This window comes from bacterium, assembly GCA_035527515.1.
Classification (GTDB): Bacteria; B130-G9; B130-G9; order B130-G9; family B130-G9; genus B130-G9.
Map to the genome: position 1 here is coordinate 17,665 of DATLAJ010000155.1, position 16,468 is coordinate 34,132.

Consider the following 16,468-nt stretch of genomic DNA (forward strand, 5'->3'; position numbering starts at 1 on the left):
CGGGCGATTCGTGAATCGCCCCTACACAACGGCCACTGCCTTGCTCTGCAAAGAGTCTCTAAAGTTTTCCGACTCGGTTTCGATAAGTGCTGGAGCAATTGATGCGAATGCATGGAAGGTAAGAAGAGAATAGGAAGGGAGGTGACGCCCAGGACCAAGGGTCTTCTCGATTCAGAAGCCAGCTGCCTTATAGCAGCGCGGCTAACGGAGTAGGGCACGGATGCCCGAACACCAGCCATGTTCATGGCTGAAATCACGGAGGAAATAAATGAACGCAGAAACGCAAGCTATTGGTATTCAAAACATGCTTGCCTCAATCAGCACGCTTGTGGCCAAGACAGAGAACAGGATCTCGACGGGCTACCGTGTGTCTAAGGCGTCTGACGCCCCGGCCGACTACGTCATCTCCCAGATGATGAACAAGACGATCAATGGTCTTCAGACGGCGAGAGCCAACGTCGGCAACGCCAGCAACCTAGTGGCGGTTGGGGAAGGCGGCCTGACCGGCATCAAGAATTTGCTTAGTGAGATGCGCAGCACAGCGCTGACGGCCGCTGACGCTACGAAATCCGGGGCAGAGCGCTCCGCGTTGAGCCAGACCGTCGCCGAGATGATGAAGGAACTCGACGACATGGTCAAGCAGACGACCTGGGGCGGCAAGATGCTCCTCAACGGCGCTGGCTTGTTCAACTTCCAGACGGGCGCAAATCCAGGGGACGTAACGTCGATTAAGATCGACCAGAGCTTCTACGCGAGAGAGATCGGCGTTGGTCTGACTGGTTCGGCCGCTCAGGCGGACTGGACGGAAGACGCAGATGGTCGTAGGATCTACGTCTCTGACTACAGCGCGGTTGAAGATGCCGAATGGACACTCGAGTTCACGAGTGCTGGGACGTTCAACGTTACGAGCACAACGATCAATGAGCCGCCCACATCAACGGGCGCAACAGGCACGGCGTATTCTGACGCCGGTATCGAGTTCCAGCTGGAGGCGAGCAGCAACTCCACTGACTACGCGGTTGGCGACAGGATCACCTTCAGCAGCAAGGCGGCGGCCATTGACGCGATTGAGGCGTTTCGCAGCAAAGGCACGACAGGCAACGCGGCCGCAACCGCCGGAAGTCAATACACTGGTGAGATGGGCGGAACGTTCCAGATCAACGTCACAGGGTCCGGTAACGCGACAGTCATATCCAGTCAGGGCCAGCTGACGGGATCATTCACCTTCAGCGGAGCGGATGGGACGGAGCACAGCGGCACGATGTCCATAGATGCGGACGGCAAGGCCAGTCTAGTCGATGGAACGTGGGATTCGGGGATCACAATCCAGTTAAGCGACTACGACCAGATCGGAAGCACGAACGACTTCGTGGCGGGCGACAGCTTCTCGTTTGACGTTACTGCTGCATCCGTAACGGGACCTGATACGACAGGTATCCTGGGCACCAGTGGTATCAGCCTTTCGTCAGCGGCCGCTTCCTCGACGTCAATCGCTCACATCGACAAGGCGATCTCGTTGGTGGAGACGTATGAGACGATTCTTGGTTCGACATCCCAGAGGCTTGGTATCAGGGAGAGCTCAATCACAACGATGATTGAGAACAACACGGCGGCCATGGACCGTATCGTGAAGTCTGACCTTGTTGAAGAGCAGCTGAATCTGACCAAGTACACGGTGCAGCAGCAGGCTGCGCTGGCGATGTTCGCGCATGCGACGACGCAGATGCAGATGGGTCTGTCAATTCTCAGTATATAACAATGGAGTAAGTCAGAACAGATAACACGATGGTTGGGGGAGCTCTTGCTCCCCCCTCCGTCGCTTAACTTTCTCAAGAAGAAGTTGAAAGGTAAGTGAGAATGTTAAATCAGCAGATGACCGCCGGAAGGGCTTACCAGGCAGTTCAGTTCGCAACTACGAGCGGCCCCCAGATGGTGCTTATGTTCTACGAGGGTGCGCTCAAGTTCGCTGGACTTGCTAAAAGACATACGAACGACGGGAACTTGAGAGAAGCCTACAAGTTTCGCGGCAAGCTGCTGAACGTGTTGTCTGAACTGACGCGCTCTTTGGTCCTGGATTCAGGACGCGAGGAGGTCAACAGTTTCTTCTTCCTCTATGACTATATGAGCAAAATGGTGCGAGAGACCGCAATCGAGCAGCAAGATGCGAGCGGCTTCGACGAGGTCCTGCGCATCATGGGCGAGCTCAGGGATAGTTGGAAGGAGATGTTGGCCCGTAACAAGATGGCTGGCCAGAGCTGATCTGGTTCTAGCCAGGAGGTAGCTAAGATGATGCGGATTGAAATCGCCTCGAATCTCCAGACAAACTCAATCTATGGGGATAGGAGAGCCGCAGCTGCCGCGCGAACGAACGACGAGAGACAATCAGCCAGCGCGGATGCCCGGGCCACCGAAGTGAAGGCCAGCAGTGTTGGTCTTGGACAAGCCTCGGATAGGACCGGCAGCATCAGAGACGAAGCTGCGTCCGTTCAAAGGCCAGCTCCAGTTGAGGAAACAGATGATAACGCACGTTCCTCAACTGCTGAGAGCAGCCCGGCACGGACAGAAGATGATCTCAAAGAGTTCATCTCAATGCTCAACGAGCTGAGTCAGATGTCGAAGAACCAACTCGAGTTCGAGTTCGAGCCCGAGGAGGAGATATCGGTAATTCGCGTGGTTGACGCTGAGACCGGCGAGATGGTTCGGAGGATACCACCTGAGAAACTTCTCGCCGCGATGAACCAAGTGTTCGACATGTTAGGGATAGTTCTCGATAAGACGGCTTAGATTAAGCCCTCATCCATCCCCATTGCAAGGCGAAGGGGGCTGACCGGCGCGAAAGCGCCGCGGCCCCCCTATCGCCGCCGCTTTTTGGCACCTGTTTAAGTGTCCGATCAGTCATCCCTTGACGGTGCATGAAACCCCACTTCAACCCGTCCTTCACAACGACAGCACCCAAGGGGCGGAAATTATTTCCCTCTGAACGACTCTGTCGCTAAGTAAGCGGGAATAAGCCCAACCGCCAACACCAAGAAAGCGCTGGGGCAGAGCTCTTGGGACCCGAGTGAGCCTGCTCTGCCGGAAAAACCTGCCACCTATTCTATGCGCTGGCCTGATGTCCTTTGTGCGCTGGCGATAGAGTCATCCCACGTAGCCTTTATGAAGCCCCGTCTCAAGCGGCGATTAGGAACATCCGACCACAATAATGTGATGGAATGGCACGGTTGCTGCTTAAGCGAACGGTGGCAGTAACTTATGGCAGCGAACTAGAACGTTCAATGGATGAGACGATGACAAACACGGAGGAATTGTTGTGACTGTAGAGACACAAGCAGTCGGTATTCAGCACTTGCTTTCGCTTTTGGCGAAGGACATCATGGAAACAGAGAAGAGAATCTCCAGTGGTCTGAAAGTAGCGAAGGCATCGGACAACCCCGCTGATTACGTGATCTCGGAGATGATGAGTAAGACCATATCCGGGCTCACGACGGCGAAAGTCAACGCCGGCAACGCCAGCAACCTCGTGTCGGTGGCTGAGGGCGGGCTGAAGGGGATCAAGGACCTTCTCAGCGCAATGCGCGCCACTGCGCTTACGGCGTCCGACTCAACCAAATCAGGGCCGGAGCGCTCGGCCCTGAGCAAGACGATCGTTGAGCAGATGAAAGAGATCGATGATACGGTGAGGCAGACAACGTGGGGCGGAAGACAGCTGCTCAATGGCGCCGGGCTTTTCAATTTCCAGACTGGCCCGAGCCCCGGAGACATCACCTCGATCAAGATCGACCAGAGCTTCTATGCCCGCGAGACCGGAGTCGGGGCGACCGGTGATGCGGCTGAGGTTACTTGGGAAACTGACGCTGACGGCCGAAACGCCTACATAACGGATTACAGCGAGGTGCGGACAGGGGATTGGACGCTCGAGTTCACCAGCGCGGGCACCTACAATGTGACGAGCAACACGACGTATGAGCCGCCCGAGGCGACAGGTATTGTCGGGTCAGCTTACTCGGATGCTGGCATCGAGTTCCAGCTCGAGCCAAGCGGTAATTCGGTGAACTACGCGGTCGGGGACAGGATCACCTTCGGCACCACGGCATCGATCACTCATGAGACGGAAGCGTTCCGGAGCAAAGGCTCAACTGGCAACGCTGCCTCAACCGCTGGAAGCACCTACGTCGGACCGGTGGATGGTAAGATACAGGTCAACCTAACCGGTTCAGGGAACGCGACGGTAATATCGGGACAGGACCAGCTGACCGCATCCTTTACGTTCACAGGTGCGGACGGCTCCCAGCAGACCGGCACGCTCTCGCTTGACTCCACCGGCAAAGCCGAGATCAAGAATGGCTCGTGGGATTCTGGGGTCACAATCCAGTTCAGCGACTACGACCAGATGGGCTACACGAATGATTTCGTCGAGGGCGATAGCTTCTCGCTCAGCGTTGAGGCGGCCACGATCACAAGTCCGGACACTTCAGGCGTGATAGGTGCAGACGGTATCAGCTTGGAAACAGCGAATGCTGCTGCGACCTCGGTTTCGCACATCGACAGAGCGATCTCACTAGTAGAGGCTTTCGAGACACTCCTGGGTTCTACGTCGCAGAGGCTAGAGATCAGGGATAGTTCACTTGCGACAATGATCGAGAACAACACAGCCGCAAGAGACCGCATCATCAATGCGGATATCATCGAGGAGCAGCTCAACCTCACCAGACAGAGTGTCCAGCAGCAGGCGGCGCTGACGATGTTCATGCACGCCGCTCAGCAAATGCAGCTGCCGCTCGCTGTTCTTCAGCTGTAAACACAACCCACTCGAAAAACGAAGAGTAATAACGGGCAGGATGCGCTCGTCGCATTCTGCCCTTTATATTGACCTCGATCAACATTGAGAGGCGGGAAGCGTGGATCAGAGGCTACACGCAAAGAGAACGTACCATTCGGTTCAGGTCAGAACCGCCAGCGGTCCCCGTTTGATACTGATGCTGTATGAAGGAGGGATCAAGGCTGCTGGACTGGCCAAGAACAAAATGCTCGAGGGAAACATTCGTGACGCCTACAAGTATCGCGGAAAGCTTCTCTGCGTCCTATCTGGCCTCATGAGCTCCCTGACGGTCGAATCTGGGCACAAGGAGGTTAATAGCTTCCTGTTTTTGTATAGCCACATGAGTAAGCTTGCCCGTGAGGCCCAGATCGAGAAGCAGGACGAGGCAAGCTTTGACGAGATAATGCACATACTAGGTGAGCTCAGGTCCTGCTGGCACAAGATGCTTGTTGACAATGGGATCGTGTAGCAAGAAGGATGGATGGCTTGGAACAAACCTACTGCAACAGTGCGGGCCGCAATATCCCCGCGAGTCGAGTGCGGGCGCCCGCACATCGCCACTTGGGTGGCCGGCCTTTAGTGCTCGATCATCTCCACGTTAGCTCGCGGAAGAACTGCTTTTTCGCCATCGTCGAGCTTCACCTCTAGAACTCTGACTTCTGACTCTGTCTCCAATTTTCTGAGCTCCGGCGGCAGGCCGATAACCTTACCAAGCCGGCCAAAATAGGGATCCCTGATCACCCTGATCTCGCTGCCAACCTCTAAACCCACCGAGGCCGCCTCACCCACATCAGGCTGCTCGAAGTCGCCCAGGTCGCGAGGTATCACGACCTCAGGCCGCAGCACGCCTGCGCGAATCTGCGTCGCACCATTGATCGAGGCACGCCTTCCCTCGTTGGACCTGAATATCCCAAACGTGCTCTCCGCCATGTTGATCTTGCCAAAACCCTCTGTGATGACCAGCGTTGCTCCCAGCCGCTCCGAGCCGGTTATCGCAACACCTATGTCGTATCCAAGGAAGTCCCGCAGGTCCTGGTCGGCCAGGCCACCAACCACTATGCCAAGCGCCCCGAGCTCAATGACGCGCTTTATCGCGTCGCTGGTTACGAGCGAGCCGCCCACAAGTATCTGACCCTTGCAGTTGTCCGGGATGGAGCTTCTGTCCATCACATCCCCAGGCGAATCGCAGACCATCCGAATAGTCCCACATGCCTCTCCGCCTATGCCGAAAATCCCCTGCACAAAGGCGCCTTGTGTCTCGACTACCACGCCCTCCTGCTCGATCACCTCGACAACAGTGCCGTCGAGGTAGGCATCTACCGAGACAGGCATCGGCGCCCCACGAACCAGAACCTGGCCCGTTACCTTAGAGATGTTCTCTATCGTTCCGTCGGCCGGAGAGTCACAAACTGATTTGAACAAGCCCCAAAACCCCTTGGACATCGCGATCGGCTCGCCCTTTTTGGTCTTTCCTCCTTGTTCGATAAGCATGAAGCGGTCTATATCCTCCGGGACGATGCCCAAGATGTTGGCGACGTTCACCGGATAGACGTTGCCGGGAAGGTCAGTCTTGGCGACCACGTCCTCCGCTTTAACAGCCTGCCCCTTCTGGACCAGGACCTCGCCCTTCAGAGGGAGGATACGCCGTTTCCTTATGATCGTCCTCTCGACTACTTTGAGTCCCGGTGTATATGCGTGAGCCAAAACGTTACTCCCTTACTACCTTAGAAAGAGTATTCTGGATAAACCGAGAGCGCTCTCTGCCATTCCTGAAGCTTTCGCACCCTTTCTGGCTTGTTCCCAGGCAGGACAATGGGCCTGCCCCGTGCATCGAGGATGATGCCGACAACGCCGCCGCTAACCTTGGCTGTGAGCGACTTGCCAGGCCCGGCGCCAACGTCAAATCCCTTGTGAGGACTCACCTTCAGTTGAGCCGATTCACCGACAGCCGCGTTCAGCAGATACATCTCGCCCAGACTGAGCGAGACCTCCCTATGCTCTCCGCTCGGCAGATCAGCCGAAACCTGCATACATGGAGTCCCTGGTTTGCCTGTGCCCCTCGCTGCTATGCACGTGCCAAGATGAATTAAACAGTCCTTCTCGAAGACCTCAGTCGCCGCCCTCTCATGCAACGTGGACAAAACACCAAGCTGTGGCATCATAAAAATGCTATCGACAGTAAGTTGTGTGATCCCTTCCGGCTGGAACGCGTCAATCATCATTAGTGCCGCCTGATGCCGACGAGGCGCATGAGACAGGATGCCTCCGCTGCCGACGAGCATGTCCAAACTCATCATATTCACTAGCGTTCCGCCCGTTCGAGATTGCGCAAAAGCGTCGGAAATCGTCCGTTCCTGCTGAACACCCTTCAGGCCGACCGCAAGCGACTTATGGTGCTCGAAAGCAAGCCGTAGCGCCTCTCTGGCGATCGCCTGCTCGATGATTAGCTCCTGAAGGCTCTGAGGTATCGTTGTCGGGCGGATCATCTTGTTCTTGATCCGATTCCTTAGGTCTCTTTCCTCCAAATCGAACGGAATCCACCGCATCACATTCTCAATGCCCGCCTCAGCCAGAACGTTTGACACGCTGTAACTCATGCCGAGGTTGGCGGAAACGGTTCGGTTGAAAACGCCCGAAAACACCGAGAAAATGTCAGTCGTGGCGCCGCCGATGTCAACGCCAACGACCTGGATATCCTCGAGCTTCGCTATCGTCTCAATTATCTTCCCCACCGCGCCCGGAGTCGGCATGATCGGAGCATGAGTCCAACCCATGAGCTTCTTGTAGCCCGGAGCCTGGGCCATTACATGTTCCATGAACAAATCGTGGATCTTGTTCCGAGCGGGGATGAGGTTCTCTCGCTCAAGCACCGGCCGAAGGTTATCGACGATCGAAAGGTCCGTCTTTTCGCCGAGGCGCTGAGTTATCTCGCCCCTTGCGTCCTTGTTGCCGGCATAGATAACAGGCAATCGATATGACATCCCGAGCCGAGGTTTGGGGTCCGCCGCCGCGATGAGCTCCGCGATCTCTACCACATGCGAGACCGTCCCGCCGTCAATCCCGCCCGAAAGCAAGATCATGTCCGGCCGAAGCTGGCGTATGCGCTCGATCTTCTCGTGAGGCCGACGTCCGTCGTTCGACGCGATGGCGTCCATGACGATCGCCCCGGCTCCAAGCGCCGCACGCTCAGCCGATTCCACCGTCATGCTCTTGACCACCCCAGCCACCATCATCTGAAGACCCCCACCAGCGCTCGACGTCGAGATGTATATGTCAACCCCGACCTGCTCGTCTCTTTGAGGCGAGATTATCTTGTTCCCGTCAAGTATCCTCCGCCCCGCGAGCTCCTCAACCTCGGCGATGGCGTTCAAAACGCCCATCGTAACGTCCTCAAACGGCGACTCGACCGTGGTTGGCGACTCCCCACGAACGATCAGGCGATACTCCCCGTCGTGCTTCTCTATGAGTATCGCCTTCGTTGTCGTGCTACCGCAGTCGGTAGCCAAAATCGACCGCACTTCCTCTGGAATAATCTTACCCATATCTAATCCTTATGATCTAACAATCCGGTGGCGAGGATTATACTGCTAGGTGCACACTAGTCAATCGCACTTAATCGGGAGGCTTGGTTTCAAGTCTCTTGGCTCGGCGCTCGGCACGACTCCTCCTCCGAAGCTCCTTTGCGCGACTGCGCGCTGCTTTCTCTGCCTGCCTTGACTCCGCGTCAAGCGCCTCGATCCGCTGCAAGAGATATTCCACGCTCTCACGCCTCTCCATTGCAAGAGCGAACTGCTCGTACTCATCAGGATTGAACAACACGTCCGCAAAAGGTCCAATTGCCACCAAAAATTGGCTCCCCACGAAGTTCAGCGGCTTCATCGATTCAAGCATTAATATCGCAGGAACGGTCGCGTGCCATCTAATGACCTTCTTTGCGATTTTTTCCATTATTTGTTTCTGAAAATCCGTAAGTGCCTGCTGCTCAGTCATCTCTAGCCCCCCTCTTTCAGGCTATCATAAAGCCGACGCAGGAACTTCACATCCTCCCACGTGTCCCGCTTCTTGTTGGGTGAACGCAGAAGGTAGGCGGGATGGTAAGTTGCGATCAGCGGCACTCCCCGGTAATCGTGCACAACGCCCCGAAGCGAGCTGATAGACGTGCTGGGGCCAAGCTTCAAGAGCGTCCTGGCGGCATGACCGCCGAGTGCGCAGATGACTTTCGGCTTGATCGCTGCAATCTGCTCAACCAGATATGGCTCGCACGCCTCGACCTCATCCGCAAGCGGGTCTCGATTCTCCGGCGGACGGCACTTCAGAACGTTAGCTATGTAAACCTCATCACGCTCGAAGTCGATTGATTTGAGAATCTTGGTCAAAAGCATTCCTGCCCGACCAACGAACGGGATGCCCTGCCTGTCCTCCTCCCCGCCCGGCGCCTCGCCGACGAGCACGAGGTCAGCCTTCGGGTTTCCCGCCCCGAAAACTACCTTGTTTCTCGTTTCGCTCAGCCGGCAACGCGTGCAGTTAAAAGCCTCTTGCTCAAGCTCCTCAAACGATCTTCTCCCCCGTGGCAGCACTGACAGAACCTCTTTAGGATATGTCTTCGCCCCAAGTTCTGCCTGCAATCGCAGGAAGTTCTTTACTTCGGATATGATCCCAACCAGCTCATTCATAAGGCCAGAGAGTATAGCAACCGCCTCCCCCTGCGGTCAACCGCCGGGGAAATGTCCCCCGTTTGGGAAACGGGCCAAACGGTCAAGAGGTCAGAAAGGCAAAGCGGAATGGGGCAATGCCTCACCGCCCTCACCGCCCTGCTTCAATCCCCATGCGAGTAGATTTCGGATGGCGTCGAGACCGATCGAACCGTCCTCGAGTCAGCACTGAACCGGCACGCCATCAATGAGCATCTTGTGAGAGGCACGGTTGTTCTCGACCACCGATGGCGAGTCAAGTAGACTCACCTTCCGGAAGGCCTCCTCGCACGCCTCGTCGGGAAGCCTCAGATTCAGCGGCCAAAGCGCGTCCCTCAACCGCTCCGCAAGAATGAGCTCACCGAAGTCGTCTCGCTCAGCGTTCGGCTCACCGGGGGCAATCTCCTCGCCGTGTAGGGTCGCGTAGCGAAGTGCTCTCAACCGAGAGAGCGGCTTTCTCAACGGCCGATTCGGTGAAAGGAAGACTCATCCGATGTTCCTCCTGCTCTTTCGGATCCGATAAAGCCGCTCTGTGAAGCCGCCCTCCTGCTCAAAAGCACCGGCCTGAGAGGCGACCTGCCGGTCCAATAAAGCGCCAGCCACACCGATCAGGACCAATGCCGCGTTAGCTGCTATCTCGGGATAGGAGGATTCTCTGGACGATATGGACCCCATGGACTGTCCATCCTGTCCATCCTGTCCATGCAGTCCATGAACCTCTTTCACCCACTCCGCTACCCTATCCGCCGTCGTGCAGCGCCGCGCCAGCAGCCTCTTCCGGCGGGGATCATCTCGATCCCAGAGCCTCATGTTTCGCTGCCTCAAGAAATCCTCATAATCCAACCGCAGCTCCTCCAAACTCGCTCGCGCCACGTTGGTTAGCTTCAATTCCATCTTCCTCGAAGTCCCGCTGGCGACACTACCCTCCGCGATATTCTGAACACCGGAACGCGCTGCCTGAATCATCTGGTCGTGGGTGCGGCTTTTCCTATCGATATAACGGTCACAGAATCGAACTGTAACATCATAGACAAGCTGCGCAATCTGAAAACTCTTAAGCTTCCGATAACCTCCGTGCTTCGGAATCAGTGGCTCTCGCCCCGCGCCAACCCGTCTGTCCTGTCCACCATCTTCATTGCGTCCATGCCTGTCCATCAAGCTGTTCTCCCCATAATCTGCTCCGAATCTCTCAGCCGTATCTCCTCCTAAAGCAGCTTCCGGAGCAAAGCCTCGTGACTCTCGCCGCTCATACTGGTCGCTCATCGCCGCTTTGTCAATGCTATGAACCATCAAGCTGCCATCCACACTCATTTCGCCTTCTCCACAAAGCCGACTGGCTCACGATCGAGTCCTCTGAGTGATGCAGTTTCCACGAAGGCCACACCCTCATCTTTGAGCACATTTAGCCTGGTCGAATTGAAGTACCCTTCTAAGTCGGTCGACTTCAGGTCCCCTTGCCGGGTCAGCTCATAGATGAGAATCCAATACTTGTCCAATTCATAGGGATGCTTACCAGCGAGGTTCTCCACGAATTTGATTACCAAGTTCTTGAACTTGTTGGTGGAGAGCATCATCGCCATTGCCATGCAATCACCTGAATTTACGATCTCTTTGGCTAGTTTCTTGCCGATCTTCTGGCGAAGAAGGAACATGAGGTATATGCTCCAACACACAGCATCCGACCGACGAAATTCCAGATGTCTGCGTAGAAGCTCCCGCAACACCCGCAACATTTCTGTCTTGACGGGCACCACGTATTTGCTCAGAGCTTCGCAGATCAGGGGAAGCACGACAGGATAGTGGAACGCGACTTGAATCAGATACTCGACAAATACTTGGATGTTCAGCTCATTCACCTTGCCCACAAGGCTGCGCGCAGCATATTTCAAAACACTTCCATCAGGACATGACTTCTGAAGAACAAGAGCGTATTCAAGGAAATCAGAAACCTTCCTCGCCGAGACTTCATCTTTGTCGTTGGGCAAGCGCATCAACAGCTCTGAGATCCAGGTGCTCTTGAACGGTATCGGCAACTCCGCAATTGAGACCTTCTTTGCGTTGAGCTGCTGCAAATAATTGCACAACTCCTTCTCAAGGTCTCGTATGAACTGCTCTGCTCGCTCTCGCGTTTTGCAGTAGCACTTGTAGTCGTCGATGAACCTGAGAAAGCGATATTTCTTCTTCGCGAGCGCTTCATCAACCCTAAAAAGGATGATTTCATTCATAATGCTGGATGTTGCCGGGCCTATCGGCACTCCTTGCGTTTCATTGCGCTTTAGGTAGCGCTGGCAGTGATCAAGTTGATTGAACCACACGCTCCGCGTTCGATTGCTTTTAGCTACGTCGTGACCAACCAAGGCCCAGGGAATTGCATGAGAATAGAGGGAGGGGAAGCACGAAGACACATCCGCTTCCGCCATGTACCGGGCACCGCAGGACATAAGAAGATGCTGTGCGATGTCTTGTGGGAATCTCTCCTTGTCCATGACCACGACGCGCCCAACGTCGTAACCACTGATAACCAGCACCCGGTCGTCGTCATGACGGCCCGGTTTGATCTGGCTGTGCTGGTTGTTGCAGATGTGGCTTAATCTCTGCCAATTGTCACGAATACACTCGCACAAACAGGCAAACGGATAGGGATGCGGGATATGCATCAGCCGTAATACGTTATTGAAACGGGTTGTTCGGAATTCGATTTGATCATATCCGTCACGTCTCCTCTGATTCGGGCCTTTTGCTACCAGCTTGTTGGCAACATCAGCGGTGAAGCCTTTGCTGTTGATCGCCGGAGGGATGTCGTCGCGATGCGCCTTGATCTCTGGGAAAAAACCGTGGCGTAGCAGGCCCTCATACACATATTGTGCATCAATAGTCACTGGGCGGCACCTGCTTCTAGTTCAGCATCGAGTTGGACTGGCCCGCTCCCGTCCTGATTCACGTGATACTCCGTCGCGTATAGGCTAAGACCACCAGATGCTATAACTGCGAAAAAGACGGTGAGAAAGATACAAGGCCTCATAATTACCTCCTAGGTTCTGCAAAAGACCTAAGCCCAGCGAAAATGTCACGCCAACTGCCTGAATGGACGCTCGTCTGTGTCAGACCAATCATTGTCAGCTCTGCGATTCTGGGCGATGACCGACCATTGAAGGTCCGGCGCCGTTCAAATACCGACCATGAGTACGATCAAATCGTGTGAGAATGTCAAGCGCTACGAAACTTATTTCAGCTGAAACAGCCCCGAATCAGCTCAAACGTAAGGCTAGCGAGATTGTTCAACCTCGATGTCGCAGACCTTGACTATCTGGCCGTTGGCGACGGTGAGGACGTTAAGAGGTCGGGCGGCCTGCCCGTGCGGCGTGAAGCCGTAGCGGCCGAGAACGCCGCGGAACTCAAGCCAGGACACCTCGTCGCGAAGGTCCTGCCGATAAAAAGCACCCCTGAAAAGCGCCTTGCACACGATCGATGCAGCGTCGTAGCTCTGCGCAATGAGCGGAGAGCAATCGATGTTCTGTTCCAGAAGAAGCCTTTGGTGAAGCTCGCCCGCCCTCGTCGTCTTGTCAGCGAGCCAGAATCCTGAGACGAAGAAGGCGCCCTCGAGCTGGCCGAGGACCGGCCCAAGCTCCGAGGGCGAGTTCCATCCGTCCCAGCCAAGAAGCACCACGTCGTGGATATTGCTGTATTGTATCTGAGGCGCCATGACGGAGATTTGGGAGGCGTAGTCGGCGATGAATATCGCCTCGGGCTCGAGCTCGCAAAGCCCAGAAAGGCGCTCCCTGAAATCCATCTCGCCCGGTGGGTAGCTCTTGATGAAGATGATCTTGGCGCCCGCGCTCTCGGCCGCTTTGATAAAAGAATCCGCAAGCAGTGTCCCATATTGCTTCTCTGGCATCAAAACCGCGATCCGCAAGAGATGAAGCCGCCTGACAGCGAACTGTGCGATCGCTCGAGCCTGCGTCCAGAGCGGCACGCAATTCCTGAACACGTATTGGCTCGCCTCAGTGGCGCCAGCGCCGCACGCGGAGGGAGATAGCGCGAGCATCCGATACTCGGTTGCCAGGGCCGAGATACCTCTCAGCGATTTGCTCAGGACCGGCCCTATCACGGCGATGACCTTCTCGTTCTCAGCGAGATCGATGAACGCCTCTGCCGCGACATCCGGATCGCCTCCGCTGTCGCGAACGATGAGAGACACACTGGCCTCGGAGGCGGCACAGTAATCGGAGATTGCCGTTTTGGCGCCCAAGAGCACTTGCCGTCCGAAATCGCTAAGGTCGCCGCTCAGCGGGGCGATGAGGCCGACGCGACCGGGGTCGCCGAGCATTCCCATCACGATCATTCTGTGTACATCTGCTGCTTTGGGGGCAAACGCGCTCTGCGGAAATTGCCCCGGAAACTTGGCCAGCATCTCTTCCGCCTCAGATTGCTCACCGTCCCGGATGAGGAGCCTTGCAAGTGCGAACGTGGCGATGTCAGCCGGGAATCTGACGCCGAACTGGTCGATAATGGCTCTGAGTTGGTCTCGGCCCAGCTTGGACAACAGCACCCGCTCAATGGAAGATTCGACCGATGCCTTGAGATCGTCCGGCTTGGCAACGTTCCTGAGCTCGTCCAGCGCGGCCATGTAGTAGGTGACGGAATCTGCATAATGCATAAGGGCATCTGCACAGTGGCCAGCAATGAATGCTGCAACGTAACGCTCATAGCCCGGGCGCAGGCCTTTTATCCCCTGCGTCATGAGGTTCAAGGCGTCGTCAAATTGCCTCGATTCATACAGGCAAAAGCCTTTCGCAAACTGGCCCTCTGCACGCAAGTTGCCCTCAGAGGAGCTTATGATTGCGTCCGCTATCCTGACCGTTTTCTCACATTGGTGCGACCTGGTGGCCAAGAATGCTCTGAGCAGGCTCAACTTCACGACGTCTTGTTGTCCAGATGCCTCAATGGAGGAGAGCAGGCGGCTGGCTAGGTCAATATGGCCGGAGAATATCAGCGCTTTGGCAAGGACGTAGTCGGCATCCGCTTTGAGGTCCGGAGGTGGCTCGTGGACCCATTCAATCGCTGAGATTGCCCCGTCAAAATCGCCCATAGCCAACAGGACCTTAGCGTCAAGGAGAAAGGCCTCAGCACGCAGATGGGGGCTGAGTTGCCTCTCGAGAGCCCGCTCGACCTCGGCTCGTGCCTTTCCCAATTCGCCTGCCTCGTAAAGCGCCAATGCGGCGTCAAGCGTTGGGGCCTTTGGCGCGAATGGCTTCCTACAGCCAATCAGTGGCTGAAGCATAATCACAATGCAAACGAGTAAAACGACCAGTCTCACATCTCACCCACTTGAACACTTGAACTGAGCAAACCGAAATTAGCACAGCTGTTGCAACGTGCCAAGAGCAATGCCAAGCAAGCGTGCCGATTCGTGTTCAGCTAAAGGATAGCTTCGCTTGCCGTCGTTGCTGAGAAAGCGACCTCGGCCTACTATTCGCCCGCGGCAAGACCCTCGGCCTGCTGACGGCGGATCACGAACCACATCCACGAGAACTGCTCGGGATAATGGGCTGCGTATTGCTCGACTATCTTCATGAGCTTCTCGGTGGTGGATTGCACGATCCGTTGTCGGTCATTGTCATGTTTGAGCTCAAGAGGCGCTTTTATTTCGATGCGGTGCCGATAGCCTTGCGGTCGCGAGATGAAGGCTGGCACGAGCGCTGCGCCTGTGGAAAGAGCTAGCCTCACGGGCGAGGTAGATACCATTGTTCTGCCGCCCAAGAAGGTTATCCAGCAGCCTTTCGACGAGCCAAACGCGGTAGGGGATATCTGAAGTATTTCGTTCTGCCGGAGGGCCGCAAACATCCATCGAGGAGACATGTCCGGATGTCCCACCTTGTGCCATTTGAGCGAAGGCCCGAGCAGAATCCGTCTGACACTCTCCGACGCCTCCTCATATCTGGAGGAGATCACGTTCATCGGGTAGCCCTTTATGGCGAGGGCGATATGCAAAAACCTGGGGTTGCCGAAGTGTGGGACAGCGAGAACGACGCCCCTCCCGAGGGCGAGGCACTCGTCGAGGACCTCAAGCCCGTCGAACTGGACGAAATCGTCGATATTCTCCTTTGTAAGCATGGGAATCAGGAACAGATCGAGAAATGATTTCTCATGGTCGATCCAGAATTGCCTCAGTATCTCACGTCGTTTGGTTTCTGGAAGGTGCGGTAGTGCTTCTCGCAGATAATGAAGATACGAACGTCTCGATCGCATCTTACCTACGTAACCCACGTGGTATCGTATATTGCCCAGAAGCGACCCGAGGGCAGAAAGCCGTGTTGTGTCAGGGAGAATAATCTTCGAGATGGTGGAGAAGAACTGGTAGTAACCTGTCCTGGCGAGTCGCGTCAGCGGGTTCATTCGTTGAAGGCATTCCTAAAGCTACGAGACACTGCCTGGCTCAGCTGTCGTCCTCTGCTTCATCCTTCTCGTCAATCTCGGAAGTCCTGTAACCACAGTTCTTGTTGATGCATATATAGGTCGGACGGTCAGAGCCTCTCTCATACTTGGTTATCATCAAGCCGTCGCACCGCGGGCATTTTTGGGATATTGGCTTGTCCCAAACAGCGAATTTGCAGTTGGGATAGTTGCTGCATCCGTAGAATATCTTGCCCCTTTTGGTCCTTTTCTCGGTGATGTAACCCTCGCATCCCTTCTGAGGGCAAGCAACACCGATGCTGATCGATTTAGTGAACGTGCACTTGGGATATGCAGAACAGGCGAGAAACTTTCCGCTCCGACCGAGCTTTATGAGCAGCTTCGAGCCGCACCTCGGACAAGTCTCATTCACCTCTTCCATTTTCACGACGACCATCTCGCCGGTCTGCTTGTCTATTCGGACAGGCTTTGTGTTCCGACAATCGGGATAGCCTGAACAGGCGAGAAAACTCCCATACCGCGACTGCTTGAGAACCATCTCCCA

General features: G+C 55.6%; 16 protein-coding genes. 5 read left to right on the top strand and 11 right to left on the bottom strand.

The window, feature by feature from the left end; all coding sequences use genetic code 11:
• The first annotated feature begins 268 nt into the window (after positions 1-268).
• From VM163_12720 to VM163_12740, 5 genes are all read left to right on the top strand, one after another.
• On the top strand, positions 269-1,756 hold the full coding sequence (locus VM163_12720) for a flagellin (protein HUT04742.1): 1,488 nt from the start codon (positions 269-271) through the stop codon (positions 1,754-1,756).
• A 101-nt stretch (positions 1,757-1,857) separates the two neighbouring features.
• Positions 1,858-2,259 carry a flagellar export chaperone FliS gene (gene fliS, locus VM163_12725; GenBank protein ID HUT04743.1) on the top strand — a complete coding sequence of 134 codons (402 nt, stop codon included), beginning with the start codon at positions 1,858-1,860 and terminating at the stop codon, positions 2,257-2,259.
• A 27-nt stretch (positions 2,260-2,286) separates the two neighbouring features.
• On the top strand, positions 2,287-2,784 hold the full coding sequence (locus tag VM163_12730; GenBank protein HUT04744.1) for a flagellar protein FlaG: 498 nt from the start codon (positions 2,287-2,289) through the stop codon (positions 2,782-2,784).
• Between the two features lie 526 nt (positions 2,785-3,310).
• Positions 3,311-4,798, top strand: a complete 1,488-nt coding sequence (locus VM163_12735; GenBank protein ID HUT04745.1) for a flagellin — start codon at positions 3,311-3,313, stop codon at positions 4,796-4,798.
• 100 nt (positions 4,799-4,898) lie between these two features.
• Positions 4,899-5,288 carry a flagellar export chaperone FliS gene (locus VM163_12740; protein HUT04746.1) on the top strand — a complete coding sequence of 130 codons (390 nt, stop codon included), beginning with the start codon at positions 4,899-4,901 and terminating at the stop codon, positions 5,286-5,288.
• 107 nt (positions 5,289-5,395) lie between these two features.
• Here VM163_12740 and VM163_12745 read toward each other — a convergent pair whose 3' ends face one another.
• The 11 genes from VM163_12745 to VM163_12795 form a co-directional block, all read right to left on the bottom strand.
• Entirely contained in the window at positions 5,396-6,523 is a 1,128-nt protein-coding gene (locus VM163_12745; GenBank protein ID HUT04747.1) for a hypothetical protein, read from the bottom strand.
• Between the two features lie 20 nt (positions 6,524-6,543).
• Positions 6,544-8,361: a glutamate mutase L gene (locus tag VM163_12750; GenBank protein ID HUT04748.1), complete on the bottom strand. Its 1,818-nt coding sequence runs from the start codon at positions 8,359-8,361 to the stop codon at positions 6,544-6,546.
• Positions 8,362-8,431: 70 nt separating this feature from the next.
• Positions 8,432-8,809 carry a hypothetical protein gene (locus tag VM163_12755; protein ID HUT04749.1) on the bottom strand — a complete coding sequence of 126 codons (378 nt, stop codon included), beginning with the start codon at positions 8,807-8,809 and terminating at the stop codon, positions 8,432-8,434.
• Between the two features lie 2 nt (positions 8,810-8,811).
• Complete coding sequence (locus VM163_12760; protein ID HUT04750.1) at positions 8,812-9,492, bottom strand: uracil-DNA glycosylase; 681 nt, start codon at positions 9,490-9,492, stop codon at positions 8,812-8,814.
• A 201-nt stretch (positions 9,493-9,693) separates the two neighbouring features.
• On the bottom strand, positions 9,694-9,951 hold the full coding sequence (locus VM163_12765) for a hypothetical protein (protein HUT04751.1): 258 nt from the start codon (positions 9,949-9,951) through the stop codon (positions 9,694-9,696).
• Between the two features lie 45 nt (positions 9,952-9,996).
• Positions 9,997-10,665 carry a four helix bundle suffix domain-containing protein gene (locus VM163_12770; protein HUT04752.1) on the bottom strand — a complete coding sequence of 223 codons (669 nt, stop codon included), beginning with the start codon at positions 10,663-10,665 and terminating at the stop codon, positions 9,997-9,999.
• Positions 10,666-10,817: 152 nt separating this feature from the next.
• Positions 10,818-12,389: an antiviral reverse transcriptase Drt4 gene (gene drt4 / locus VM163_12775; GenBank protein ID HUT04753.1), complete on the bottom strand. Its 1,572-nt coding sequence runs from the start codon at positions 12,387-12,389 to the stop codon at positions 10,818-10,820.
• Positions 12,386-12,532, bottom strand: a complete 147-nt coding sequence (locus VM163_12780) for a hypothetical protein (GenBank protein ID HUT04754.1) — start codon at positions 12,530-12,532, stop codon at positions 12,386-12,388. Before VM163_12780 ends, drt4 begins: the two co-directional genes overlap by 4 nt.
• Positions 12,533-12,775: 243 nt before the next feature.
• The gene (locus VM163_12785) at positions 12,776-14,827 is read right to left on the bottom strand and encodes an ABC transporter substrate-binding protein (protein ID HUT04755.1); all 2,052 of its coding nucleotides are present in this window, start codon (positions 14,825-14,827) and stop codon (positions 12,776-12,778) included.
• A gap of 152 nt (positions 14,828-14,979) precedes the next feature.
• Positions 14,980-15,906: a lysophospholipid acyltransferase family protein gene (locus tag VM163_12790; GenBank protein HUT04756.1), complete on the bottom strand. Its 927-nt coding sequence runs from the start codon at positions 15,904-15,906 to the stop codon at positions 14,980-14,982.
• Between the two features lie 40 nt (positions 15,907-15,946).
• A partial coding sequence (locus tag VM163_12795; protein HUT04757.1) for a topoisomerase DNA-binding C4 zinc finger domain-containing protein occupies positions 15,947-16,468 on the bottom strand: 522 nt, incomplete at its 5' end.